The following is a 25752-nucleotide window of genomic DNA, read 5'->3' on the forward strand; positions in this document are numbered from 1 at the left end:
CGAACGATTGATCGTTCGGATTTTCCTTTAACTAACATATTTTTTTCGATTAATGAGCTACGTTTTTCGCTAATTCTTCTTCGTTAATGTTCCAGTGAGAAGCATGCCACTTCACTTTTCCATCTTCAAACAGAAGCGCTTGAGGTGATTCATGCTTCACTTCATACGTCTCAGCGATATAGTTAGATACATCACGTGAATCTTGAACATGAAGATAATAAGAAGGAATGTCTTCATGACTAGAAGCAAATGCTGAAAATGCCTCATGACCCGCTGCACTAATTGGACACGTTGTGCTGTGTTTTAAAAATAAAAAGCGATTGTTTTCCTTTACAACTTGTTCGAACTCTTCAACTGTTGAAATTTTTTTCATTTTTTTCACCCTTTCTGTACTTACTCTTAAGTTTACATGGTTTGACCGTTTCCATACAAAAAGAGTGCTCAGCTTTGTGCATGATGCTACTAAATTCATTTATAAGGTGGAGTTTTTTTCTGCAATGAAACGATTATTTACTTGCTGTTATTCAACTTAATTTACATACAAAAAAAGCGTTCACCCTATAGGATAAACGCTTTTGATTCCTTATTATGAGCGTGGCACTGTGCTTTCCACTTCATCTAGTGCTTTTTGAGCTTCTGTTAGCTTCTGCTGAACGTCTTCGCTGCTTTGAGACTCAACTTCATCAGCAAGCACTTCTAAGCTTGTTGGCGGTAATGCTTCGTGTTCAGGATCTACTTTACGGAAGTTTTTCACCTTGTCCACTACTTGTGAAGATTGCTCAGACAGTGTTTGTGATAAACCAGCCGTTTTTTCTTTAGCCGTTTGAGCAAACCCTTGTCCTTTTTCAACAGCGCTGTTTTTCGCTTGCTCCGTTTTTAAACGAACGTAAGCTGCCTGCTCATTTAAATCAGAACGGAACTCTTTACCTGATTTTGGAGCAAGTAATAATGCCGTCGCAGCTCCTACAACTCCTCCGATCACTGTTCCTAATAAAAAGTCTTTATTTGAAGTATTGTTTGATTTGTTTGGTTTGTTTGACATATTCTTCTCCTCCTCTAAAATTCACTTTTATGAAAATGAACGTGAGCGTTGAACCGCTTTTTCTTCCTTAACAGGAACGACGGGTTCTACGCTTGTTTGTTTCTGTTTTCTTGATTTTACACGTTCCCATACGTCTAATGCAACATTGCTCCATTGAACGACTTGAGCAACAGTTTCTTTATTTTCTTCTACTTTCTCTGAAACGCTTGATGACACGCTTTTAATAGACTTATTTAGGTCTTGGATTGAGTCACCTACGCCTTTAACAGAATCCACCACTGTGTTCAGCGCTTCGGATTTACGCTGAATATCTTCAGCTAACAGATTAGTCTTATGTAAAAGTGCAGTTGTTTCAGTAGTGATTCCTGTCATTTGCTTTTCTACACCGTCTAAAGTACCTGCCACTGAATTTAATGTGTGCTGAACGGATTTCAATGTTTTGGACACGGAAACCACCAGGTAAAAAATCGCAATGGCAACAATAGCAGCGCTTAAGTAAAGAATAATAACCATCTGTGCAAGGCACCTCCTATTTTCATCTCTCTTGTTATAACTACTTTCCCAATTTTATAAACAATTAAACCTTCTATTCCCTATAGACTCTTTAACTTTACCATATTCTCTCTGCTTTTATTCATAAAAAGGGAAGATTGCTACATTATTTCGCGATATATGAGTTATTTCCCTTCCTAAAGAAAAAAAGGATTTTAAAGCATAAAAACAAACAAAATAAGCTCAGTGGGGTACAATAGAAAGTGAATCACCAATCATTGTTATTTTAAGGAGGCACTATTTATGAAAGACCCTAGAATTGCAACATTAGCTAAAAACTTAATTAATTATTCTGTTCGCCTTCAAAAAGGAGAAAAAGTATTAATCGAAAACTTTGGACTTCAGCGCGAACTTGTGACAGCACTTGTAGATGAAGCGTACAAGGCCGGTGGCTATCCGTTTGTACTGCTAAAAGATCATTCGGTAGACCGAGCTCTTTTAAACGGTGCACAAGAAGAGCAGTTCAATATGATGGCAGACTTCGAAGCAAATGTGATGAAAGAAATGGATGCTTATATTGGCTTGCGTTCTGGTTCAAACATTTTTGAACAATCAGATGTTCCAGCAGATAAAATGAAAATCCAAGGGAATACGATCGGTAAAAAAGTACATAGAGAAATTCGCGTTCCAAAAACAAAATGGGTTGTTCTTCGCTATCCAAACGATTCAATGGCGCAACTTGCTAAAATGAGTACAGAAGCATTTGAAGATTTTTATTTCGATGTATGCAACTTAGACTATGGCAAAATGAGCAAAGCGATGGATGCTTTAGTTGAGCTGATGAACCGTACGGACAAAGTGCGTTTAACAGGTGAGAATACGGACTTAACGTTCTCTATTAAAGATATTCCTGCAGTGAAGTGTGCCGGAGAAATGAATATTCCGGACGGTGAAGTATACACGGCTCCTGTACGTGATTCTGTAAACGGAACAATTTCTTATAACACTCCTTCTAACTATCAAGGCTTTACGTTTGAGAATGTATCCTTAACATTTAAAAACGGTAAGATTGTTGAAGCAACCGCTAATGATACAGAACGCATCAACGGCATTTTTGATACGGATGAAGGCGCTCGTTTTGTTGGCGAATTTGCGATTGGCGTAAATCCGTATATTCAACATCCAATGCAAGACATTTTATTTGATGAAAAAATTGACGGAAGCTTCCACTTCACTCCTGGCGAGTGCTACGAAGATGCATATAATGGAAACAAGTCAAATATTCACTGGGATATGGTGATGATTCAGCGTCCGGAATACGGCGGCGGTGAGATTTATTTCGATGACGTGTTGATTCGTAAAGACGGGCTATTTGTCATTGAGGAATTAAAAGCGCTAAATCCTGAAAATTTAAAATGAGTTTTGAAATAAAAAAAGGCACTCAGGAGAGTGCCTTTTTTTTATGATACGGTTTGCTGATATAGTTTTTCAAACTTTTGAATGTCTCCAGCACCCATAAATACTAATACAGCTTCATTATGGTCTTTTAACGATTCAATTGTTTCTTCATTAATTAATTCAGCTCCGCTGATTTTGCTTCGTAGATCTTCAATTGATAATTTACCTTGATGCTCACGAGCTGATCCAAAAATGTCACATAGATATACTTTATCAGCGTGCTGTAGGCTTGCTGCAAAGTCCTCTAAGAACGTTTGTGTACGCGTAAAAGTATGCGGTTGGAAAACAGCCACAACTTCACGGTTTGGATACTTTTGACGAGCAGCTGAAATCGTTGCATTAATTTCCGTTGGATGGTGTGCATAATCATCGATTAGCACTTGTTTGCCAACGTTCTTTTCACTGAAACGACGCTTTACACCTTGATATGTTTTAAAACGCTCTTGCAGCACAGCAACGTCAATTTCTTCATAATGACAAAGTGCAATAACAGAAAGTGCATTTAAGATGTTATGGTCGCCATACCCTGGAATTTCAAATGATGCGTGGAATGTATTACGAACGAACACATCAAATGTTGTCCCTGTTGTGCTTTTTACGATATTACGTGCTTGGAAATCATTTTCTTCGCCTAATCCGTAATAAAGAACAGGTACCTTCGCTTGAATTTGCTGCAGATGTTCATCGTCACCACAGGCAATAATTCCTTTTTTGACTTGAAGTGCCATCTCTTGAAACGCGCTGAATACATCATCGATATTGGCAAAATAATCAGGGTGATCAAAATCAATATTCGTCATAATTGCATAGTCTGGCGTATAAGATAAGAAGTGGCGGCGATACTCACATGCCTCAAACGCAAAATACTTGCTGTCTTTTACACCTTTACCCGTACCGTCTCCAATTAAATATGAAGTAGGTTCAGCTCCTTGAATCACATGCGCTAACATACCCGTTGTGGATGTTTTTCCGTGTGCTCCTGTTACGGCTACACTCGTATACTGTTTCATAAAGTCACCTAAGAAACGGTGATAGCGTACAAGCTTGACTCCTTCTTTTGAAGCTGCTTCTGCAATTTCTTCATGCGTATCAGGAAAAGCATTTCCTGCAATTACAGTCATGCCGTCTTTAATATTATTTTTATCAAATGGTAAAACAGGAATTCCCTGCTGCTCTAGTGCTTTTTGCGTAAAAATTTCTTTTTCAATATCCGATCCTTGAACTTGAAAGCCCATATCGTTTAGGATTTGCGCAAGCGCACTCATTCCTGTTCCTTTAATACCTACAAAATGGTAAACTGTCATATAAAGAACCTCCAACATTCGTCTATCTGTAAGACAGTATATGACGGTTATCTAGAATTGCTCTTACAAACGTATATAAATGTCGTTTGATTGCTGATTTCACGATAACATTCGTACATTATATCACTTCTTATAACATAACTCCATGACTCCATTTCTACTCTCTTCCCTTGCGAAACGGCCTTTTATTTTGGCTTCATCACATAGTATATAGCCTGCTGTTTTAAAAACGAGCGCCATGTCATTGCATTTTTTTTGTCATTATATTGCGTTACTAACTGTTCAATGCGTTGTTTATGTCCTAAAAAGAAAGAGTCAATTAACACGTCATATCCGATTGATTTTATTTTTCGAATCCAAATTACTTGTTGTTCCTCTAAATTTGCAAATCTTCCTCTTACATCTTTGATGATAACCTGCTCATTTGTCAATGGGGTATATCCTTTTAAGAAAAACGAATTAGGTACTTTAGACACAATAATTGGCTCTAGTACACTCGTCAAAAAAAAGGCTCCTTGAATCAAAAACGACTCTGTTTTCTGCTTCGCCTGATCAGCTAAAAAAAGCTGCAGCAAGGTTTTCCCCTGAATGGTTACATATTCAAATGCAAACCACTGAAAAAATAATTGTTCATGGGAATCAGACAGAGGCGCCTCATGAGGCAAGTTTACTAACTCTTTAAATAAATGTGAAGCCCGCACTTTTTCTCGTATATTCGTATAGCGGTTCACAAAAAAGAAATAGTGATTGTAAAAGTCGCAAATAGCATTATCAGACTGAAGCTGCTTTTGTTCACGAATTTCATTAAAGTTAATCAGTTCATGATTTTCTTCTGTCATTACTCTTCACTCGTACTCTAATTATTTTAGTTTGTCCTCTTTATACGCCTTCAGCTCATATGTTCCTGCTGGTGAGAAATGATAGCAAACTATCACATGCTAAAAAAGCAACACACACATTATCCTTACATATAGTAAATCATTTTACTAGTTCTGACAAACCTTTTCCTTTTTTTCTTCATGGATTTCTTCCAAAATCTCTACTCAAATTCTGTATAAACGAACTTAAAGCAGGAAAAAAAGAGGCGATGGATACAGTGACAGAGCGTTAGCTCACACAATGCTGTATCCTGCTGATTTTGCATAGCCTCTTTTTTAACCCACATGTAGAAAAACAGCTTAAAATGTAGAAGTGGCTGTTTGACTTTCCATTTCCTGAAGCTCGTTTTCGGTAATAAGCACATCTCTCGGCTTGCTTCCTCTTGCTTCTGAAATAATTCCTTGCTGCTCCATCATATCAATTAGGCGCGCTGCGCGATTGTAGCCCATTCGGAAGCGTCTTTGCAGACTGGAAGTAGATGCACCTCCTTGATCTAGCACAAACTCGCATGCTTCATAGAAAAGCTCATCTTCTTCATTTGAAGCAAAGCTTTGCTGCTTTTTCAACAAATCTTCTTGATCAAATAAGTATGTTGGCTTCATTTGTTTTTTGACATGATCTACAACGCGGTCAATTTCTTCATCTGAAACAAAGTTCCCTTGAATTCGAACGCTTTTAGAAGAGCCGTTTTCAAGAAGCAGCATATCACCTTTACCTAGTAGCTTCTCTGCTCCCCCTGTGTCGATAATTGTACGTGAATCAACTTGCGAAGAAACCGAAAATGCAATACGCGTTGGCACATTCGCTTTAATTAAGCCTGTAATCACATCTACGGAAGGACGCTGCGTTGCAAGCAATAAGTGAATGCCACACGCTCTTGCCTTTTGTGCAATACGGCAAATAGCTTCCTCTACTTCCCCAGGAGATACCATCATTAAGTCGGCAAGCTCATCAATAATAATAACTAGATATGGCAGCTCCCCGCTTTTTTCATTATGTTCTTTTACACGTTCGTTGTATTTTGTAATGTCACGTACGCCCGCATGTGCAAACAATTCATAACGGCGCTCCATTTCCTCTACTGCCCATTTTAAAGCTGTAGTAGCTGCTTTAGCATCCGTGATAACCGGGCTGACTAAATGCGGAATACCGTTGTAAGGAGCTAGCTCAACCATTTTAGGGTCAATTAACATAAGCTTGACTTCGTGTGGCGCAGCTTTATAAAGCAAGCTGACGATAATAGTATTAATACACACGCTTTTACCAGACCCGGTCGCTCCGGCAATCAAACCGTGAGGCATTTTATTCAAGTCAGTCACAACCGGCGTTCCTGAAATATCTAACCCTAACGCTACCGTTAAAGGAGAGTTATCTTTTCTAAAAGAAGGATGCCTCAAAATTTCACGAATTAACACCGGCTTACTTTGACGATTTGGCACTTCAATTCCAATCGTATTTTTCCCTGGAATTGGCGCTTCAATTCGGATATCCCGCGCGGCTAGGCTCAGTTTGATATCATCTGTTAAATTCGTAATTTTGTTCACTTTCACACCGGGTTCAGGATGTACTTCAAATCTGGTCACGGTAGGACCTTGCGTGACGTTTACGACCTTAGCTCGAACGTTAAAGTTTTTTAATGTCATATCCAAAAGCTCACGTTGCTCATCCGCCCATTGATTATCTTCTTCAATAGCAGCTGGAGGAATGTTAAGCAAGTTCATTCCAGGAAATGTATAAGGAGAAGAAGCCTTTACATTTACAGGTTCTTCAGCTTTTAACGAAGCCTGTGGAACCGCTTCTTTGGTTTTTTCACCGTGAACTTCTTCTTGCCTACTTACTTCCGTTTTTTTTTGCAGAGATTGTGGCTCCTGCTTTTGGTGGGAAGTCTGTGACGGCTGACTTTTTTCACGAGAGCCGTTCTCCATCTTCGTGCGGTCTTTTTTCAGCATCATCACGTTAAAAGGCACTAATCGCTTACCGCGAGCTCGTTCAGCATTTCCTGGCTGTTCTGCAGGTACAAGAGGTTCTACAGCTGACTCTTGCTGTACTTGTTCTTGTAACTCTTGACTTTCCTGCTTACTGCTCTCTTCCTCTTTTATGACTGAATTTTCAAGCTCTTGGTGAACAACAGCCGAGGCTGCTTCTGGTTGCCATTCATCAGCTGCGGGTTGTGATGAATTTAAACTTTCAGAATTCACCTCATGTTCTGCTTCCATATGAACCCTGTGTGTCGGCTCTTCTAGAATGACGTCACTTTCTTTCTCAGCAGCTGGAGCTTCTTCTTTCTTTCTAGGCTTTAATGCTTCTACTTCTTCTGTTGCTTGTAAAAGCGCTTCGCCTTCGCCTCTCAACGTTTCTACTTCCATCTCTTCAGCTTCACTGCTCAGCTCTGGTTGGAGAGAAACTGATGATTCAAACGAGCGAATTTCCTCTGAAATTGGAGCTTCATTAGCTGCTTTCGATTCTTCCGCTAAGTCCCAGTCAATATTTTTTCCTTGTCCCACTAACGGTTCGACCGCGTGTGATTCTTCAAAAGCTGGAACCTCTTCCTGTTCTTTTACAGCTACTGAAAAACTTGTCTTTTCTTCAGAAAATGATAGCTTCTCTTTTTGATTTTCCTCATATTGCTTCCACTGAGCAAAACGCTGAGAAGACAGTTGCATCATTTCTTCTGTTTCTTGAATCGGTGCTTCTTCGGCTATAGGCTTAGAAACTGGTTTTCTTAACGGCTCTACAACAGCTGTATTCATCGCTCGTCGGTAAATTTCATCTTCAAACGCTGCTTTTGATAACTGTGTACTCGGAAGCTCATATTCTACTACTTCTTCACTTCCGTTTTGTACAACATTAGAAGGCCGCTTATTAAACCCATAGACAGGTGAAGGAATTTCAGTCGGACGAAACGGACGTTTTCTTACTTGCGGAACCGCTTCTTTCTTTTCAGATACCGTTTTTAACGGCTGAGATACTGACTTAGGCTGCGTTAGCGCCGACTTGCGAACAGGCTCTTGATAAAACGGAGCCGGTGCCTTTTTTGCTACAGGCCTTGGTTCATTTTTAGGAGCTGCTGCCTTTTTTACTTCTCTCGTATCATCAATTAAAGGGAAACGAAACGTTCCTTTTGGGTATTGATAAGCTACTTTTGTATGAACATCTTGCTGCTCTTCACTGTAATTCCGCTTTTGCGTTCTGGCCGAGTGTGGAACAGAAGGTTTTGGCGCTGCTTTCATCACTGGCTTTTGATGAACTGACTGCATTTGTTTAGGCTTAGGAGCCTTCTTTTTAGGAATTGTTTTTTCTCTATTTAAAGGGTATTCTTCCGTTGTATTTCCATGTTCGTCTACAACGATTTCTTTCACTTCGTATCCTAGTAAATAATCCATTACTTTTCGTACAAAACCCATTTTTATCACTCTTTCTATCAGACTATCTTACTTCGTTTAGCCTCTTATATCGCAGTGCTGCGACATCTACAAAAAGCTATCCATGCATCCTTTATTTACCTTTGGCCTCAAAGTATTCTCTGAGATGGATATATATACTATCTTTTCATTTATCATTCTATCACGTATGCTTGAACTCTTACTATAAAATCTACTATTTTGCTTCCCTTATTTATACAGTAAAATTCCTCTTTGCAAAAATATTTTTTCGCGTCTAGTTAGCACTCATAATTAAACGCGAAAAAAGCCACTAGTATATACTAGTGGCTTTTAATTTTATCAAACCTTTTTAAGAATTGACAATTGCTTTTCAGCAACTGTAACGCTTTGAAATATACGTGTAAAAAAACATCATGCTTTTGCCCTATAAATTAGTATGGCACTCTGCTTTTATGCTTGAAAAGGTTGACCTACTTCATATTTGTCTTCAAGTACTAAAATCCCTTTTTCTTGAGGAGCGTTCGGAAGCGCCAGCTCTTTAGCAGAGCAAATCATACCTGAAGAAGGTACACCGCGCAGCTCTGCATCTTTAATGATCATACCGCTTGGCATAACCGCTCCTACTTTTGCTACCACGACTTTTTGACCTGCGTCTACATTTGGTGCTCCGCATACAATTTGAAGTGTTTCTGTGCCAACGTCTACTTTACAGATGTTCAGCTTATCTGCATTTGGATGCTTTTCTTTTTCTTGAACATATCCCACTACAAATTTAGGAGATAAATCCACTTCAAGTTTACCTTCAAAACCGCTTTCGCTAAGTACACGATTTACTTCTTCCACCATTTCTTCTGTTAATTCAAGAGAACCATTTCCCTCTACTTTTAACTTAGAAGAAGCATGAAAGATGTTATAGCCAGCTGTTGTATTTGATTTTTGATCAAAGATACGCACAACGTCGCCTTTTGTTTCAAACGTGCGATTTTCAATTGCGATATCTTCTAGCTTGACGATTAACGTATCACCGATACCTTCTTTATTATAAAAAAGATTCATAATTAATCCCGTCCTTTACTGCGATTTTTTCCTAGAATAAAAATAGGTTCTAGCTCACCGTTTTCGTATAAAAATGAAAGAGCTGTGATGGGTACACGTCCACTTGCAAAAAAGCTCATGGTCATTTGCGCAAGAATATCATAACCCGTTTCGTTTTGGATATCAGCTAGAATCAGCACATCTTGATGCGGTACTGCTACAGCCATTGTGCCCGAAACACTAGAAGCAAAATCTTGCAAAAATGCCTCGTTAAGAATTCGGCTTGCATCGTATCCATCGTTTTGATTTACAAAATAAAAGTCATTGCCTGCTACCGTATCTTTTTTATGTGAAATCGGCAAAGAGCGAAGATTAAATTTAGCCATTTCCCGCACTGCGGATAGATCTAAATTTTCCTTACGAATTAGTTTCTCATCTAATAGACGATATGTATTGCCTAAATCAAGCGCATAATAAATGCGCGTTTCAGCTGTATGTTCATCATAAATCAACGGCACGTCTTCATTCGATTTATCCGGAAAAGACGTTGAGCGAATAACTGGATAAATGCGCTTTTCTTTTCCCGTTACCTGCTGTTCATCGTTCATAACACGAAGAGCTTCTTTTATATAATATACCATTTCATCTAGAGCCGCTTCCTTTTTTTCTTCCCATTTTGCAATTAGCCCAGGTAAAGAAATAGTTACACCTTTTTTCGTTTCCTGATGTTCAACGCGCAGCGTATCTTTTTCACGATCAAATAAAAATGACCAATCCGCACCCGTTAATCGCTCTTCTAGTAGTTTTCTCATCTTTTGACTATTCATTTTCGCCATATTTACGCCTCCTTTTCTCATTTTTATGTATGAAGACTGATAGCTGTAGATCGCTATCAGTCTTCACTTGATTTATGCATTTAAGCCGTTAATAAACTCTTCAATTTCTTCTTTTGTTTTACGGTCTTTGCTGACAAAACGCCCTGTTTCTTCTCCGTTGCTGTAACCAACAAAGCTTGGAATTCCAAAGATGCTTAATTCTGCACAAAGATCGATAAAGTCGTCGCGGTCGACATAGTGAAATGTATACTCGCTATGATTCGCCTCAATTTCTGGAAGCACAGGCTCGATTACTCGGCAATCTGGGCACCAGTCTGCTGAAAACATCATGATATGTTTTCCTTCTTTAATGATTTCTTTATATTGTTCAATTGTTTGCATTTTTTCCATTTTTCTTTCCTCCACTTTTTCTTTTACTTTCGTATTTAAACGGCTAAAGCCCTATACATTATTTAATCCTTCTACATCAAAACATAGTATATGAGTTGTTGCAACTATCATACACTGATGCTTTTCTATTATAAAGGGTTACAAAGAAATTTCCTATTGAACAGCTTGATTTTTCCTAAAATCAAGCTGTCCTTTTAGCATTAAAACAACCTGATAAAACATAGCGGTCCGATCTAAATTTCCATTGGTGAAAATACCGATTGCTCCTTCTTTTTTTCGAATATTCTTTTGGTTTGTATACACTTCCATAGCTTCGGCTAATTCTTTTTTATCATAACGAAGCATACCAGCTACCGCTTCAGGAAGCAGAATACGAGCCCCTCCACCTAAAATCGGTTCAAGGTCCTTAGAGGTAACAAGACTTCCCCAGTTGCAAAGGAACAAGCCATGAGGTGTTTCCTGCACCCCTCCTTCAAGCCCAATGCCAATATCAGCACCTGTCTTTTTGATAGCAGCACGCGCGCGGTTAATCGCTCCTTGGATGGTTTCTTCATCAGAAAAAGGCTGTGGCGACACCCCGGACTCCACGGCTACCTCTACATATGTAAAAGTATCTCCAAATACTTTTTTTACTGCATTTACTTTTGTTGGATTTTTCGTTCCGATTGCAATTTTCATTTTTTTCTCCTGTCATTACTAAACAAAGCAACCGCAAAAGCAGCTGCTTTGTTATTTTTTATCCGTTTTGCTTAATCGTATCGAGCGTTGTTTGGTCTGTAGAACGTACAAGTTTGACTAGTAATTCTTTTGCGGCTGCATAGTCATCTACATGAATCATAGACGCATGAGTATGAATATAACGTGAACATACGCCGATTACCGCAGAAGGAACTCCATTATTAGAAGTATGAACGCGCCCTGCATCCGTACCTCCTGGAGAAACGAAGTATTGATAAGGGATGCTGTTTGTCTCAGCTGTATCTAAAATAAATTCTCTCATTCCCCTATGTGTGACCATCGTACGGTCAAAGATACGAAGTAATACGCCTTTTCCTAATTGTCCAAATGCATTTTTATCGCCTGATGTATCGTTAGCAGGACTAGCATCTAGTGCATAAAACACATCCGGTTTAATCATATTTGCAGCTGATTGAGCACCGCGAAGCCCTACTTCTTCTTGAACAGTAGCTCCGGAATATAAAATATTTGGCAATTTTTCATTTTTTACTTCTTTTAATAATTCAATCGCAAGTCCGCACCCATAGCGATTATCCCATGCTTTCGCCAGTATTTTTTTTTCATTTGCCATTGGGGTAAACGGACAAATCGGTACAATTTGATCGCCAGGACGAATGCCCATTTCTGCTACTTCCAGCTTGCTATCTGCGCCCACATCAATCATCATATTTTTAATGGCCATTGGCTTGTTGCGCTGTGATTCGTCTAATAAATGGGGAGGGATGGAAGCAATTACGCCGGTGATAGGACCTTTTTTTGTAACAACATGGACGCGTTGAGCTAGCAGTACTTGACTCCACCATCCTCCTAGAGTTTGAAAACGAAGCATTCCTTTATCTGTTACAGACGTAACCATAAATCCTACTTCGTCCATATGTCCTGCCACCATTACTTTAGGACCTTTTTCTTCATTATAGCGAACGCCGAATAAACTTCCTAACCCATCCTGAATGACTTCATCTACAAGGGGTTCAATTTGCGAGCGCATAAATGAACGTACTTGATGTTCGTTTCCAGCGGCACCTGGTAACTCCGTTAATGTTTTAAATAAAGATAGCGTTTCATTGTTCATATATACTCTCCTTTATGTATCATTTTCTTTATTGTATCGAAAACCGGAAATAGTTGCTAGTTCCGTCCTTCTCTTCTATGACTCAACTTAACAAAGCATTCGACAATTTGATATAATGATGAAAACATATCCTTAAAAAGCAGGTGAATAACGTGAAATGGACTCAACTAATAGCAGGAGCTGCAGTCGGATTTGCAAGCGCTTATATTATTCAAAAAAGAAAGTCGTCAATTTCCTCATCGGAAGCCCTTACGATTGTTAAAAGCGCTTTTAAACAAAATGGGGCAATCGACGGCTCATGGATTGAAACAACGACTAAAGTCATTCAAAAACATGGTCTCTCTTTTTATGGTTATACAGGTGGAATTATCAGAACACGTGATGCGAAACAGGAACATTACGAGTTTTTCATTGATAAAAAAAGCGGTGCTATTATTGAATTGACGCTGAATGCATCCGTTTAATTTCGTCAACTATTTCTCCTTTATTATCCCATTTTACAGCTCGATAAAAAGCATCATGATAAAAACTTAGCCAAGCTTGATGCTCATAGGCATAAGCTAGCCACTGCTGCTTTTGTTCAATCGAAGTCATTGGATAATCATCATATGCCATTACCCATAAGACATTTTGATGTGCATGTGTCGGCAAAAGATCGCCCATGTGCACTAAGATGTCATTGTTTCCTTTTAATACAACTACAGCATGACCATCGCTGTGACCGCCGGTATGATGAACCGTTACTCCAGGCACAATTTCATCTTTGTCGCTAAATGTTATTACTTGATGCTGAATAAATTCCCAATTTTGTTTCCAATACGTATTTTTTGAACGTATATTAGGATTTCTCATTTCATTCCACTCGATTTCACTAACAAAAATTCTTGCATTTGGAAAAGCAGAGGAAAAATGTCCGTTGCTACATTTTGTTAAGCCTGACACATGATCAAAGTGAAGATGCGTCATGATGACGTGAGTAATATCTTCGCATGTGAACCCTAACTTTTGTAAATCTTCAGGAATAAATGATTCTTCTGTTACACCAAAATGACGCTTTTTTTTCTCATCCAACATACCATTCCCTATGCCTGCATCAATTAACATGAGGTGTTTTTCAGTTTGAACCAGCAAAGGATCAGTCCTCATTGGAATTCGATTTCCCTCTGAGGTAGGATACTTTTTTGTCCAAAGCTCTTTTGGAACAACACCAAACATTGCTCCTCCGTCTAAATGGTTATCCCCTCCACGAAGCCATGTCACTTTTAATTCGCCTATTGTTAACGTTTCCATTTTACACCTCCATTATATTCCTTTTTATTTTATCACTATCTCCTTCTCTTTTTGAACAAAAAAAGACTGAGGAACTCAGTCTTTTTCGTTCAGGTATTTTACTTCACAGCGGTAAATGCGGCTGCCTTTTTGTGAAAATTTCTCTTCATATTCCGTCATAACATTGCCTTCAAAATCGCTTTTATGCAAATCTAAGCTCACGTATTTAAGAAGAAGCCCATATTCTGAAAAGCTTGTCAATGAATATTCAAATAGCCCTTGATTATCCGTTTTAAAGTGAATTTCTCCACCATCAACCAGCAGGTTTTCATACATGCTCAAGAACGTTTTGTATGTTAAACGGCGCTTGGCATGTCTCTTTTTCGGCCATGGATCAGAAAAATTGAGATAAACGCGATCCACGTCATTTTTTGCAAAAAACTCGCTAAGATGGTTAGCATCTACATTCAACAGCTTTAAATTTGGAAGCTCTTCTTCAATCAATCGTTCTAGAGCACTTAAGATGACACTTTCATACATTTCAATTCCAATATAGTTGATATGCGGATTTTGTTTAGCCATCCCTACTAAAAATTGGCCTTTTCCTGTTCCTACTTCAATATGAAGAGGATTTTCGTTTCCAAAAACCTCTTTCCAGTTCCCTTTATACTCTGCTGGGTTTGGAACCACGTATTGGGGATTTTCAGCTATTTTATCTTTTGCCCAAGGTTTGTTTCGTAATCTCATGTTGCACCTCTTTAAAGTATTTTGACGCATTGAAAATGTCGGTTATTCGAAACAACCGACATTCACATGCATAATTGTGTTTAGATAGAAAAAAATAAGAGCATCATACGAGAAAGGATGATGCTTAATGCCTTTAAATGCCGAACACCAAATGAATATATTAAAAGATATTTTATCTAATCATCAAAGTGATTGCTGCGGAACGGTTGCGGAATGTGAACAGGTTGAACGTTTAATTCAATCAATGTTAGCTAAAGGATATGCTAGCACGGACGTACAAGCAACACTACAAAACGTGTATAAATACACGCAAGATGCAAAAAGTGCTGCTCATTTAGACGAACATATTCAAACCAATCAACAAAATTTATCACAATGGGTCCAAGAACTATCTACCTTGTCATAATCTTTGCTACTGTGCTTGAATGTCGTTGAAGAGCAACATCCGAAGATATTCAAGCCAGTAATTCATTTCAGAATGTTCATTTTTCGAACGATGCCATTCAATGAATAAAATGGTTTGACTTATCACATACCACTTCATTCTCTTTTTCAAGTTCTCGGTTAGTTCAACCCCATAGTGCTCAAGCCATTCTTCCCACTGAGATGGATTGATGTACCAATAAAGCAATAAACCTAAATCAATAGCAGGATCTGCAATCATCGCTCCGTCCCAGTCGATTAAATATAGCTGCGTATTCTCTCCAAGCATCCAGTTATTGTGGTTCACATCACAGTGACACACAACATATTTATCTGTCTGAACGGACGGAAGCTCTGCTTGTAAATAACTGATTCCCTGCTCTACAATACTCTCTTTTTGAAGTCGCTCGTCCACATTCTCTACAATATCGGCTAGCACGTCTTCGGGAAGAAGCGGTGTTTTCCCCAACCTTTTCAACATATCTAATAACTCGTTTGAATGATGAATTTTACTAAGCAATTCTGTCACTCGACTCGAATTCATATCTTTTGGTTTTAATTCTCGACCATCTAGCCAGTGCTGAGCTGTGATCACATCTCCATTTTCCATTCGTCTTGTCCACACGAGCTTCGGTACAATTCCTTCAGCTGACAATACTGCTAAAAAAGGTGATGAATTACGCTTTAAAAAAAGCTTTCGGTCTTGAAATTTTGCAAAATAAGCTTCTCCTGTCGCTCCGCCAGCAGGAGTGATTTCCCATTCGCTTCCTAATATATCTTCCAACCAATTCACCTTCAATTTCAACACACACATTTCGTTTAAAAATTTCACTCAATAAAGCAATCTATTAAGACATCATGACGTTATTTTCTTAGTAAATAAAAAAGACGGCTATTGAGGATATGTATCAATAGCCATCCTTTATAAATATTATCTCCATCATACTTTTTTCGTCAAGTGGTTGAAGACAATAATTACGTTTGAAATAAAATAAGAACGCTAAGCTTTGAAACGTTTATAGCATTATCCTCTATAGTAGGATACCCATTTTTATATACTTTACAATGATCAAGCGCTATTTTCCATGGTCCTTCTGGCAAAACTACTTTTTCTTCCATTAGGCCTTGATTAAAAAACACGATAATATTCTTCCATGGACCGTAAGCTAATACGTTTGATAAGCAATAGCCAATAACCGATTGCGGCGTGTTTAGAAAAGAGACATGCTGCCTAATCGCTGAAGCATTCCCCAAGCGAAATGCACCGTGCTGTTTGCGAATACGAATCAGCTCTTGAACCCAATTCACATCAGGAGAAAATTTGATCCGTCGATTCCAATCAAGTGCGTTAATATCATCGGGTGAATTATAGCTGTTTTCTACGCCTTGTTTAGTGCGGTAAAACTCTTGACCACTATGAAGAAACGGTATGCCTTGCGAAAGAAGTACAATAGCAGTAGCAAGGCGGTGACGACTTCTACGAGTGTCTTCGTCTTCTTCTCCATTTGAATTCGCTAACTTATCCCACAGCGTATGATTATCATGTGATTCAACGTAATTAACTGATTGTGCTGGATTTATAAATAAAGCCCGACTGTCTTCTTTATCCAGAATGCTCCCCGCTATCACAGATTGCACTGCCTCTTTTTGATGAATATTTCCGCTGATAAAACCTTTTTCATACACATCAAACGTGCTTCCTTTTACAGAATCTCGAAAACGGTCATTAAAATAGCCGATTTGAGGCGTTTGGCGGGCATTCGCCATAATTGCTTTTTGATTGTAAGGAAGAGGAGTATTTAAATCCCAACCTTCGCCAAACACCAAAATAGTAGAATCAATTTCATTTATTTTTTCCCGAATGATGTTCATCGTTTCTATATCTAAAATCCCCATGAGGTCAAAGCGAAACCCATCAACTCCGTACTCTTTTATCCAAAACAATACCGAATCGATAATAAACTTTTGCGCCATTTTCTGTTCAGACGCAAAATCATTTCCTACTCCCGTCCCGTTCGAAGGCATCCCAAACTCATCGTGTCGAAAATAATAGCCCGGAACAATTTTTTCAAAAGGTGATTCCTCTCGTACAAATACGTGATTATAAACTACATCTATAATAACACGGAATCCCTGTTGATGAAGTGTTGATATTAATTGCTTTACTTCAGCGATACGAGTGGTAGGGTTCGAAGGGTCAGCAGAGTAGCTTCCTTCCGGCACATTAAACAACAATGGATTGTACCCCCAATTGTAAGAAGCATGAGGATTTAATTCATCCACTCCGCCAAAGTCGTTAATAGGAAGAAATTCAAGGTGGGTCACTCCTAGCTCTTTTAAATAATGAAGACCTGTTGTTTTGCCTGGCTGCCCGCTTGATTCAATAACAGCTAGGTACGTACCTTGTTTTTCTATTCCGCTTGAAGGATGAATAGAAAAGTCTCGAACGTGCATTTCGTAAATAATGGCATCCGTTGGCTGAAGGAAAGGCGGCTTTTCATGGAGATGAACATAGGCTTTATGAAGGTTTATCAGAACTCCGTATTCACTATTTGCTGTAGCTGCAACGGCATAAGGATCCACCGCTTCATTTGTCCGGCCGTTTACATCAATTAAAAATCGATAATAATACCCTTCTTTATCTAAGGGAAGTTCCTTTTGCCATACGCCTTTTCTTTGACGATCCATGACGTACAGCTCTTCTTCCCTGCTGTTCGCGTGTATTAATTTTAAAACTACTGCTGATGCAGTAGGAGCCCAGATTTTCACCGTAATATGATCTGAATAAAAGACCGCACCCAAATCTTTTTGATTATAATAAAATTTTTCATCAAACTCTTTAGTTCGTATAACAGCCCCTACCTGCAGCGGAACTTTCTCCCCGTAGTTATCACAGATAACGTACGAATGTCCAATTTCTACGATACCTTCAACCTTGCCTTCATATTTAATAAAACCTTCTAATTCATGTACGTTTTCAATAGAGATGGTCTCATGCATTTGTGTACTTGTAATCACAAAAGAATCAATTTGACCTTCATGATAAGAAGTTGGAACTAAAAGAGTAATACGATCTATTTGATCTAAATAAGCCTGAAACCTATTATCATCAGTCATCCTTTTCTCCTCCTTATGCCAATTATCTCTTTAGTAGCATTATATGTAGCAAACGCAAAAACGAAAGCACTTTCATAGCATCAGTGTTCGTATTATTCACCTGCTTCGAATTCCCGGTCAAAATAAATACTCTGGCTGTGTTCAAGCAAGACTTGAGCTGCTTTCATCTGATTAAACTTTAAAGGCGCTTTAGACTTCCGAAGTTCATAAAACCACTCTTCATACTTTCTAGCATCTACAAATTCAACCTGATAAGGCTCCGCAGCGTAATCAATGTATCCATTTCTACTCAGTAATATTTTCTTTACGTTACGTTCAATATCGTGAGTACGATAGATGCTCCGGACAATTTGCTCCGTTCGATTTAACCCAATTAAAGGATTTAATATCTTTTTTTGATCTCTTCCTCTTAACTCTTTCCAAAAATTCTCTTTTGAATACTGAAAAACAGCGCTTTTATATGTTTCTATTAAACAAATACAGAGGGTTTCCGTTGGAGTAACAATAATGATATCTCCTTCTACCGGAGCTTTATTAATCAGGAAAACAGGCTTGTACATCACGAGATACGTATCAGGAAAGCGCTGAATAAAATAACGGAGAGCTTCATCATGGTAATATTTACGATCTGCTTGTGAAAACTCAAATAAAGTGGATGTGGCCCATTTCATTTGAAAATCAAATACATTTTCTAAAAACAATATTTTCAAGTCTTCCGCTGTTTGTGGAAGAGTTGTAAACCTCAATAGCTCTTGATTTTCCACGCTATCGCTAGAGAACGCTTCTTCCACTTCACACGTTTCTTTTTTTCTTGTAAACCGCTCTTTTGCTTTTTGCAAAAATGAACGTTGAGCTTTTGTTTCTTCTTGTACAGGCGGCTCATGTAATAGCCCTTCTTCAAATAATTGCTTTGCTTTCTTCCAATTATGCTTTTTTAAGTGATTAAACTGAGACGTGTAGTGATAAACGTCTTTTTCATAACGGGAAATATAATCTTGCACCTTAAGTAGCTGCGCCACGTTTACATCAATCCCCTAATTTTAAAATTCCTCTAAAACTTTGTTCACCGATGATTTCTCTATTATCATCGGCGTTTTCTTTCCTTTGATAAGAGTGATTTTTAAATAACCTCTCTCCATGCTTGTACGTTCATATGCTACTGTGACTGCAAGGAAAAAGATAGTATTTTTTTATATTTAGGCTTGCTAGCAGGATGAACTTCAAAAAGGGCAAACGAACTTACTTGAAACTCTTCTTCAATCGACGTTTGCTTTAACTGTTCTTCCAAAAGTCCGGCTTCCCCTCCCCACTTCTTTGCAATCGTAATATGAGGACGATAAGGACGTTTTTCGTATAAGCCGCTTAGATCTCCCCATAAGGCCTGTATATCCCTTTGCAGATTCATAAGCTTATCATTTGGCCTAAGGCTTACATAAAGCACTCTAGGCTTGTTATACGCACCGAACACATCGTACTGACCTGTCTGCAGTGAAAAACTTGAATGACGGGAAGCTACTTCTTTTAAGCGGGTAATCAGCTTTTCCTTTTTGTCACCTAAAAACCCTAAAAATTGTAGCGTTATATGATAATCGTCAGGGTATGTCCATTGTTTGAAAGGAAAAGGTATTAATTCCTTCGCCCAATTTTCTGCCTGATGTGCAATGGATACAGGCACGTTGATTCCAATAAAATAGTGTTTATCGCCTTTCATCAAGTCCCTCCTTTTCTTTTCATTATCTTTCCCCAATTTGTCATGTTCAAAAAGAGCTAGATTTATTTTAAAGGTTTTCTGGATAAAATAGAGAGGTTTTTCTGAAAATTTGTCGTGTGCTTAAAAAATAAGAATTTGTGTTATCATAGAAACAATACAGAGAATTTTTATAAGAAAAGGATGAGAAAAATGAAAGTTGTTAACAATATGGCTGATTTGATTGGCGAGACACCTCTTGTTAAGTTGAATCGTCTTCAACCTGCAGATGGAGCATCCGTTTACTTAAAACTAGAATTTTTTAATCCGAGCCGTAGTGTAAAAGACCGTGCTGCTTTTAATATGATCGTGGAAGCTGAAAAAGCAGGCTTGCTCAATGAAAATTCTACTATTATTGAACCAACGAGCGGAAATACAGGTATTGGCTTAGCTATGAATGCAGCGGCAAGAGGTTATCGTTCTATTTTAGTAATGCCAGATACCATGACTCAAGAACGAATTAACTTGTTAAAAGCGTATGGTGCTGAAGTTATTCTAACACCGGGTGATGAGAAAATGCCTGGAGCAATCCGCAAGGCAGAAGAGCTTACAAAAGAAATTCCAAATGCATTTATGCCCATGCAGTTTGAAAATAATGCAAACCCTGACGCTCATCGAAAAACGACTGCTAAGGAAATTATCGAGGCAATGAACGAGTTAGGCAAAGACCTATCTGCTTTTGTCGCTACTGCTGGAACAGGCGGAACGATTACAGGAACCGGTGAAGTCCTAAGAGAAAACTACCCAAATATGACCGTTCATGTTGTGGAACCAGCTGGGTCTCCTGTACTATCTGGAGGAAGACCTGGAAAGCACAAGCTTGTAGGAACAAGCCCTGGATTTATTCCTGATACGCTTAACGTAGATGTTTACGACGAAATTTTAAAAATTAAAGATGAACAAGCCTACGATATTACGCGACGCCTGGCTTCTGAAGAAGGAATTTTAGTCGGTCCTTCATCTGGCGCTGCGTGCTATGCTGCTATCGAGGTAGCCAAAAAATTATCTCCTGATCAAGTGGTCGTATGTATTGCTTGCGATACAGGTGAACGTTATTTATCAAGCGACCTATTCTCATTTGAATAATAAAAAAGCGAACGCAAAGGCGTTCGCTTTTTATTTAGCTAATTCGTAAATAGCTTGTGCATAGATAGCTGTTGCACGAAGTAAATCTTCAATTACCATGTACTCGTCTTTTTCGTGCGCTACTTCTTCACGGCCTGGGAAAAGAGGTCCAAATGCCACACCAGCTTCTAATGCTCTGGCATATGTTCCTCCTCCAATTGAAATAAGTGTAGGTTCTTCATTTGTTTGTTCTTGGTAAACTTTTTGAAGCGTTTGAATAAGCTCATGTTTTTGATCGACGTGATGTGGTTTAGAATCTGTAAAATGTTTGATGGTCATTTGATAAGATTCACTTTTTTCTTTAATCGTATCAATAATATCGTCAATATGAGCTGATACAGGATAGCGAATGTTTAAACCAAAGTGCCCCGCTTCTTCTTGATTGTAAGACATGATTCCAACATTTATCGTTAAATCACCCGTGACCTCATCTTTGCGATTTAAGCCCATTTTTTCTCCTAGTGAATCTTGGACTAAATACGCATTTGCATAACCTACAAACTGATTAGCTTGTTCATCAAGTTCTAATGTGTGTAAAAAGCGAAGAAGTGTAAGTCCAGCATTTTTCCCTTTATCAGGCACGCTGCCATGTGCTGAAACTCCTTCTAGAGTAAGTGTATACGCACCGCTCTTTTCGGTTATTGAACCTTTTAAAGACTGATCTTTTAAAAATTGATCATATTTATTTTTAATATCCGTTTCACTATGGAATTCAAGAACAGCTGTTGCAAGATCAGGAACCATATTGTAGCGTCGCCCAGAGACAAATGATGTAAGCTGGACACTTCCCTTTGTTCCTTCAATTGGCTGCTGGCGAATTTCTACATCTGTAATGCCTTTTTCAGCGTAAATTATAGGAAAATCTGCATCCGGCGCAAATCCCATAGTTGGCATCTCTTCATGGTTGAAGTAGTGATCCACACATCTCCAGTCACTTTCTTCATCCGTTCCAATAATCATTCGAACCCGCTTAGATAGAGGAAGCCCTAAATCTTTCACAATTTTCATCGCATAATAAGCAGCCATCGTCGGTCCTTTGTCGTCGATTGCTCCTCTAGCAAAAATTTTCCCGTCTTTTATTTCACCGCCGTATGGATCAACCGACCACCCGTCTCCTTCAGGAACAACGTCTACGTGACAAAGAATGCCAAGAAGGTCTTTCCCTTCTCCTGCTTCAATATGGCCTGCATATCCGTCTACGTTCTTGACGGAAAACCCGTCATTTTTTCCTTTATTTAAGAGAAAGTGAAGCGCCTGAGCAATTCCAGGTCCGAATGGCTCTTCTTGTTTTTCTGTGCTTGTCAAAACACTTTTAATTTGTAGAAAACGCTGCGTCTCAGCTAGAATCTCAGCTTCTCTTTTTTGAACTTCCTCTTTCCAATTAATTGCCGTCATCTGTTTGTCTCCTTTTCCTGCTTTTACAGATTGTATCTATCATTACTATTGGTAATTTTAACTTTATCATACCTTTATATAGAAAGAAATAATTGTCTCTTTCCTTTCATATCAAAGGTTTACAGAGTCAAAATTCTGGGAAATAATCTGTAGGCACAATCGATCAAAACGAATTCTATTTGTTTATTGTTTACATATACTATAAAAAACGTGCAAATAGAGGAAGGAGATGTTACGAAAGGATTACATATTTATATCATTTTTTGTAAATATTGTGTTAATTTGCGTTTTCTCTTTTATTTTTCTGTCGATTTTGTGTACAATAAGGATAAGGACTGAAATAGTGCTTGACATCTCAGAGTTATAAAGAAGTTGTGCCTTACGAAAAACGAATAAGGAAGTGGTTTTTTGAAACCTTCAACTAATCGAATGCTAACTCGTATCAAATCGGTCTATATGTTCATTTGTAAAAATGGAACAGTTACAACGCAAGAGCTCGTAGACGAATTTGGTATTACACCAAGAACCATTCAGCGTGACTTGAATGTGTTAGCATATAATGATTTAGTACGCAGCCCAAGTCGCGGTACATGGACGACTACGCAAAAGAAGGTCAAGATGTCATCCTAGTAAGTTTATTTCAAGGGTAGTAAGTGATTTATATATAGAGATAAAATTCTACGCAGTAGAAAGTCAAGACTTGGACGAGTGCATAGTCCCCCGCTCCATTTGCACGTCAAGCAGAGTTGGTACTCGTTTAAGTGCTTTAACGTGAAATGTTTCACTTGTCTAATAAAGTGGACAAAAAAAGGAACCATTTTAGACTTAGGTTCCTTTTTCTTTCGCCTCTTCTTAGGCATTTGATTTTTGCAATAAAGCTAGTTCTTCTTCCGTTAACTCCCTATACTCTCCTAAATCTAACGACTCGTCTAATAGCAAGGCTCCCATAGATAAACGTTTTAAATACGTTACTTTTTTTCCTCTTGCTTCAAACATACGCTTCACTTGATGAAATTTCCCTTCAACGATCGTTAATTCAATTTCTGATTCCATACCGCTTGTTAGTATCTTTAACTCTGCTGGTTTTGTTACATATCCATCATCAAGAGTGACGCCTTGTCTAAATGCTTCAGCATCTTCTTCAGTCACCGGTGCATTAATTTTTGCAAAATACGTTTTAGGAACGTGCTTTCTAGGAGATAGCAGCTGATGCGCAAGCTGACCGTCATTCGTCAGCAGCAAGAGCCCTTCTGTATCTTTGTCTAAACGCCCTACCGGAAATGGCTCATACACAGCATCGTCAAGTTCAAGTAAGTCCAAAACTGTTTCATGAAGAGAATCTTCTGTCGCTGATATGACGCCTTGCGGCTTATGAAGCATAAAGTAAACAAATTCTCGGTAAGAAACGGCCTCGCCATGCACAGTTATTTCTTGTTCATCTGGATTAACGTGGACCTTAGCATCTTTAACCGCTGTACCGTCTACCTTAACAGCTCCAGTCTTCAAAAGACCTTTAACTTCTTTTCGGCTTCCGTACCCAATGGTAGAAAGCAATTTATCCAAACGCATGTAATATCCTCCTTTTTTTGAAAAGAAGATGACTCTAACGAGTCATCTTCTTAGGCACTGCGCTGTTTATTTCGGCGCAGTATCTTTCGTTCAATTGCACCTGTTACCCTCGCTCCCATTACTTTTTCAAGCAGGCTTGAACGATAGGTAATAATAAAGTAAATAAGGCCGCCTACTGCTGCTCCTATAATCGTAATAACAGTGGCAGAGAATCGTCCTGGCTCTGTAAACAGACCAATCACTGCTGCGACAATTTTTACGCTGATTCCCATAATCGCAACAAAAATGAGAATAAGCACAGAGCGTTTTATAAACTCACTGTAGTTGTATTTTGCGTGTTTTTGAATAAGCGCAAACATATAAACAAGAGATACGATATAGCCTAGTGCTGTCGCTAAAACTGAACCAATCTCGTGGAACATAAGAATAAATGGAACGTTCACGACAATTTTCACAATCAATCCAAATAATAGACTTAAAACAGCATATTTTTGTTTGTTGATTCCTTGTAAAATAGCTCCATTAACCGTGAAAAATGAGAACAATAAAGCTACTGGTGCATAGTAAAGCAAGACATTTCCACCCGCATCCGATGCATCTGTTCCAAAGAAAAACGTATACGCTGGGCCAGCCAAAGCCATTAATCCTACAGATGCTGGCAGCACAAGAAACATAATCGTTTGATATGTTTGATCAATTTGCTTTTGCAGTACGTTATAATCTTTATTCACAAAGGAACGTGTAATCGTTGGTACAAGAGTCAAACCGAACGCAGTAGCTAATGAAACAGGAATCATCACAAGCTTTGGAACATAAGACTGAACAATTCCGTTCATTGACTCTGCTATTTCTTTTTGTCCAGCCGCTACCATCGCACGGTTAAACGTGAATTGATCCACATACTGATAAAGCGGAATAGCTAAGCTGACAAAGACATATGGCAATGAATACGTAAGCAGCTCTTTAAAGATGGATACGGTAGAAATACGCGTCGGCGTTACCGTCTGCTCATTCACCATTTTATCGAGATGTGGCTTTCGTTTTTTCCAGTACCAAATTAATACGGCCAGTCCAGCAAGAGCTCCTACAAAAGCCCCCATCGTAGCAAATCCAACGGCTAGTGCAAGACTTCCATGGACAACTTTGATGACGATATAGGTAGATGCCAATAAAAAGACAACCCGCACAAGCTGTTCAACTACCTGTGAAACGGCTGTTGGCCCCATAGACTGGTGACCTTGGAAAAATCCCCGCATTAAACTCATCATCGGTACTACAATTAACGCAACACTAACCATTCGCATAACCATTACTACATCTTCTAAGGAGTTATTTAAATCAGAACCTCCCAGTGTAATTCTAGACATAACAGGAGCTAACGAATATAAAAGTAAAAATGCAAGTATTCCTGTGACAAGCATTAATTTCATGCCGGCCCGGTACATTCTTCTACTCGTATAGTAATCACCGAGTGCATTATATTTTGATACAAATTTCGATACGGCCATTGGCATACCGGCTGTAGCAATACTTAAATAAATAGCATATTGGTTATATCCGTAACCAAACAGTGCTCCCCCTACGGTTCCAACAAGGATCGCAAATGGAAATAAATAAATCATTCCCAAGATTCGGGATACATAGGTGCCAAGCGTCAGCACAAAGGTCCCTCTTAACAATTTTGAATCAGACATACGTTTGCCTCCGATACTTAATGTTACATACTGATAA

Annotated in this window: 25 protein-coding genes; 5 read left to right on the plus strand and 20 right to left on the minus strand. The window is 38.6% G+C overall.

Translation table 11 applies throughout. From position 1 onward, the window contains the following. Nucleotides 1-49: 49 nt before the first annotated feature. The 3 genes from ytxJ to U9R83_RS24055 form a co-directional block, all read right to left on the minus strand. Nucleotides 50-373 (minus strand): bacillithiol system redox-active protein YtxJ, encoded by a 324-nt coding sequence (gene ytxJ / locus U9R83_RS24045; protein WP_014458000.1) that lies wholly within the window; start codon nucleotides 371-373, stop codon nucleotides 50-52. A gap of 213 nt (nucleotides 374-586) precedes the next feature. Continuing rightward, nucleotides 587-1042 carry a YtxH domain-containing protein gene (locus U9R83_RS24050; protein ID WP_182420496.1) on the minus strand — a complete coding sequence of 152 codons (456 nt, stop codon included), beginning with the start codon at nucleotides 1040-1042 and terminating at the stop codon, nucleotides 587-589. Nucleotides 1043-1069: 27 nt separating this feature from the next. Next, complete coding sequence (locus U9R83_RS24055) at nucleotides 1070-1555, minus strand: DUF948 domain-containing protein (RefSeq protein WP_014457998.1); 486 nt, start codon at nucleotides 1553-1555, stop codon at nucleotides 1070-1072. A gap of 282 nt (nucleotides 1556-1837) precedes the next feature. Here U9R83_RS24055 and U9R83_RS24060 point away from each other — a divergent pair, with 282 nt between their 5' ends. After that, nucleotides 1838-2953, plus strand: coding sequence for an aminopeptidase (locus tag U9R83_RS24060; protein WP_014457997.1), 1116 nt, complete (start codon nucleotides 1838-1840; stop codon nucleotides 2951-2953). Between the two features lie 41 nt (nucleotides 2954-2994). Here U9R83_RS24060 and murC read toward each other — a convergent pair whose 3' ends face one another. The 8 genes from murC to U9R83_RS24100 form a co-directional block, all read right to left on the minus strand. Further along, a complete protein-coding gene (gene murC, locus U9R83_RS24065; protein WP_013059499.1) occupies nucleotides 2995-4296 on the minus strand; it encodes a UDP-N-acetylmuramate--L-alanine ligase in 1302 nt (433 codons plus the stop codon). 185 nt (nucleotides 4297-4481) lie between these two features. Next, nucleotides 4482-5135 (minus strand): nicotinate phosphoribosyltransferase, encoded by a 654-nt coding sequence (locus U9R83_RS24070; protein WP_182420497.1) that lies wholly within the window; start codon nucleotides 5133-5135, stop codon nucleotides 4482-4484. A gap of 339 nt (nucleotides 5136-5474) precedes the next feature. Further along, nucleotides 5475-8579, minus strand: coding sequence for a DNA translocase FtsK (locus U9R83_RS24075; RefSeq protein WP_182420498.1), 3105 nt, complete (start codon nucleotides 8577-8579; stop codon nucleotides 5475-5477). Nucleotides 8580-9008: 429 nt separating this feature from the next. After that, a complete protein-coding gene (ytpR, locus tag U9R83_RS24080; RefSeq protein ID WP_013085234.1) occupies nucleotides 9009-9614 on the minus strand; it encodes a YtpR family tRNA-binding protein in 606 nt (201 codons plus the stop codon). Nucleotides 9615-9616: 2 nt separating this feature from the next. Then, on the minus strand, nucleotides 9617-10429 hold the full coding sequence (locus tag U9R83_RS24085; RefSeq protein WP_014457994.1) for a DUF1444 domain-containing protein: 813 nt from the start codon (nucleotides 10427-10429) through the stop codon (nucleotides 9617-9619). A gap of 72 nt (nucleotides 10430-10501) precedes the next feature. Beyond that, complete coding sequence (locus U9R83_RS24090) at nucleotides 10502-10819, minus strand: thioredoxin family protein (protein WP_013059504.1); 318 nt, start codon at nucleotides 10817-10819, stop codon at nucleotides 10502-10504. Between the two features lie 153 nt (nucleotides 10820-10972). Continuing rightward, nucleotides 10973-11497 (minus strand): DUF84 family protein, encoded by a 525-nt coding sequence (locus U9R83_RS24095; RefSeq protein ID WP_014457993.1) that lies wholly within the window; start codon nucleotides 11495-11497, stop codon nucleotides 10973-10975. Between the two features lie 58 nt (nucleotides 11498-11555). After that, nucleotides 11556-12629, minus strand: a complete 1074-nt coding sequence (locus tag U9R83_RS24100; protein WP_014457992.1) for a M42 family metallopeptidase — start codon at nucleotides 12627-12629, stop codon at nucleotides 11556-11558. Nucleotides 12630-12781: 152 nt separating this feature from the next. Here U9R83_RS24100 and U9R83_RS24105 point away from each other — a divergent pair, with 152 nt between their 5' ends. After that, the gene (locus U9R83_RS24105; protein ID WP_014457991.1) at nucleotides 12782-13093 is read left to right on the plus strand and encodes a PepSY domain-containing protein; all 312 of its coding nucleotides are present in this window, start codon (nucleotides 12782-12784) and stop codon (nucleotides 13091-13093) included. Here the strand turns inward: U9R83_RS24105 and U9R83_RS24110 are convergent. Further along, a complete protein-coding gene (locus U9R83_RS24110) occupies nucleotides 13062-13919 on the minus strand; it encodes a YtnP family quorum-quenching lactonase (protein ID WP_328575443.1) in 858 nt (285 codons plus the stop codon). The two genes, U9R83_RS24105 and U9R83_RS24110, sit on opposite strands and share 32 nt — an antisense overlap. Nucleotides 13920-13994: 75 nt before the next feature. Further along, a complete protein-coding gene (trmB, locus tag U9R83_RS24115; protein WP_014457989.1) occupies nucleotides 13995-14645 on the minus strand; it encodes a tRNA (guanosine(46)-N7)-methyltransferase TrmB in 651 nt (216 codons plus the stop codon). A gap of 127 nt (nucleotides 14646-14772) precedes the next feature. On the opposite strand from trmB, the gene U9R83_RS24120 reads away from it, so the two are divergent. Further along, a complete protein-coding gene (locus U9R83_RS24120; protein ID WP_013059510.1) occupies nucleotides 14773-15051 on the plus strand; it encodes a YtzH-like family protein in 279 nt (92 codons plus the stop codon). A 6-nt stretch (nucleotides 15052-15057) separates the two neighbouring features. On the opposite strand, the gene U9R83_RS24125 is transcribed toward U9R83_RS24120, so the two are convergent. The 4 genes from U9R83_RS24125 to thpR form a co-directional block, all read right to left on the minus strand. Continuing rightward, nucleotides 15058-15852 carry a phosphotransferase family protein gene (locus U9R83_RS24125; RefSeq protein WP_042991849.1) on the minus strand — a complete coding sequence of 265 codons (795 nt, stop codon included), beginning with the start codon at nucleotides 15850-15852 and terminating at the stop codon, nucleotides 15058-15060. A 191-nt stretch (nucleotides 15853-16043) separates the two neighbouring features. Further along, entirely contained in the window at nucleotides 16044-18185 is a 2142-nt protein-coding gene (pulA, locus tag U9R83_RS24130; RefSeq protein WP_014457987.1) for a type I pullulanase, read from the minus strand. A gap of 92 nt (nucleotides 18186-18277) precedes the next feature. After that, nucleotides 18278-19204: a hypothetical protein gene (locus tag U9R83_RS24135; RefSeq protein WP_115654997.1), complete on the minus strand. Its 927-nt coding sequence runs from the start codon at nucleotides 19202-19204 to the stop codon at nucleotides 18278-18280. A 137-nt stretch (nucleotides 19205-19341) separates the two neighbouring features. Beyond that, complete coding sequence (gene thpR / locus U9R83_RS24140) at nucleotides 19342-19896, minus strand: RNA 2',3'-cyclic phosphodiesterase (RefSeq protein ID WP_328575444.1); 555 nt, start codon at nucleotides 19894-19896, stop codon at nucleotides 19342-19344. Nucleotides 19897-20085: 189 nt separating this feature from the next. Between thpR and cysK the strand changes: the two genes are divergently transcribed. After that, nucleotides 20086-21018 (plus strand): cysteine synthase A, encoded by a 933-nt coding sequence (cysK, locus tag U9R83_RS24145; RefSeq protein ID WP_014457984.1) that lies wholly within the window; start codon nucleotides 20086-20088, stop codon nucleotides 21016-21018. A gap of 30 nt (nucleotides 21019-21048) precedes the next feature. Here the strand turns inward: cysK and pepV are convergent, their stop codons facing one another. After that, a complete protein-coding gene (pepV, locus tag U9R83_RS24150; protein WP_014457983.1) occupies nucleotides 21049-22452 on the minus strand; it encodes a dipeptidase PepV in 1404 nt (467 codons plus the stop codon). A 408-nt stretch (nucleotides 22453-22860) separates the two neighbouring features. Between pepV and U9R83_RS24155 the strand changes: the two genes are divergently transcribed. Then, a complete protein-coding gene (locus tag U9R83_RS24155; protein WP_013059517.1) occupies nucleotides 22861-23082 on the plus strand; it encodes a DeoR family transcriptional regulator in 222 nt (73 codons plus the stop codon). Nucleotides 23083-23304: 222 nt separating this feature from the next. Here U9R83_RS24155 and U9R83_RS24160 read toward each other — a convergent pair whose 3' ends face one another. Further along, on the minus strand, nucleotides 23305-24021 hold the full coding sequence (locus U9R83_RS24160) for a pseudouridine synthase (protein WP_014457981.1): 717 nt from the start codon (nucleotides 24019-24021) through the stop codon (nucleotides 23305-23307). A gap of 50 nt (nucleotides 24022-24071) precedes the next feature. Beyond that, nucleotides 24072-25715 (minus strand): putative polysaccharide biosynthesis protein, encoded by a 1644-nt coding sequence (locus U9R83_RS24165; protein ID WP_014457980.1) that lies wholly within the window; start codon nucleotides 25713-25715, stop codon nucleotides 24072-24074. Between the last annotated feature and the right edge of the window lie 37 nt (nucleotides 25716-25752).

Source organism: Priestia sp. LL-8, from assembly GCF_036227845.1.
Taxonomy (GTDB): Bacteria; Bacillota; Bacilli; order Bacillales; family Bacillaceae_H; genus Priestia; species Priestia zanthoxyli.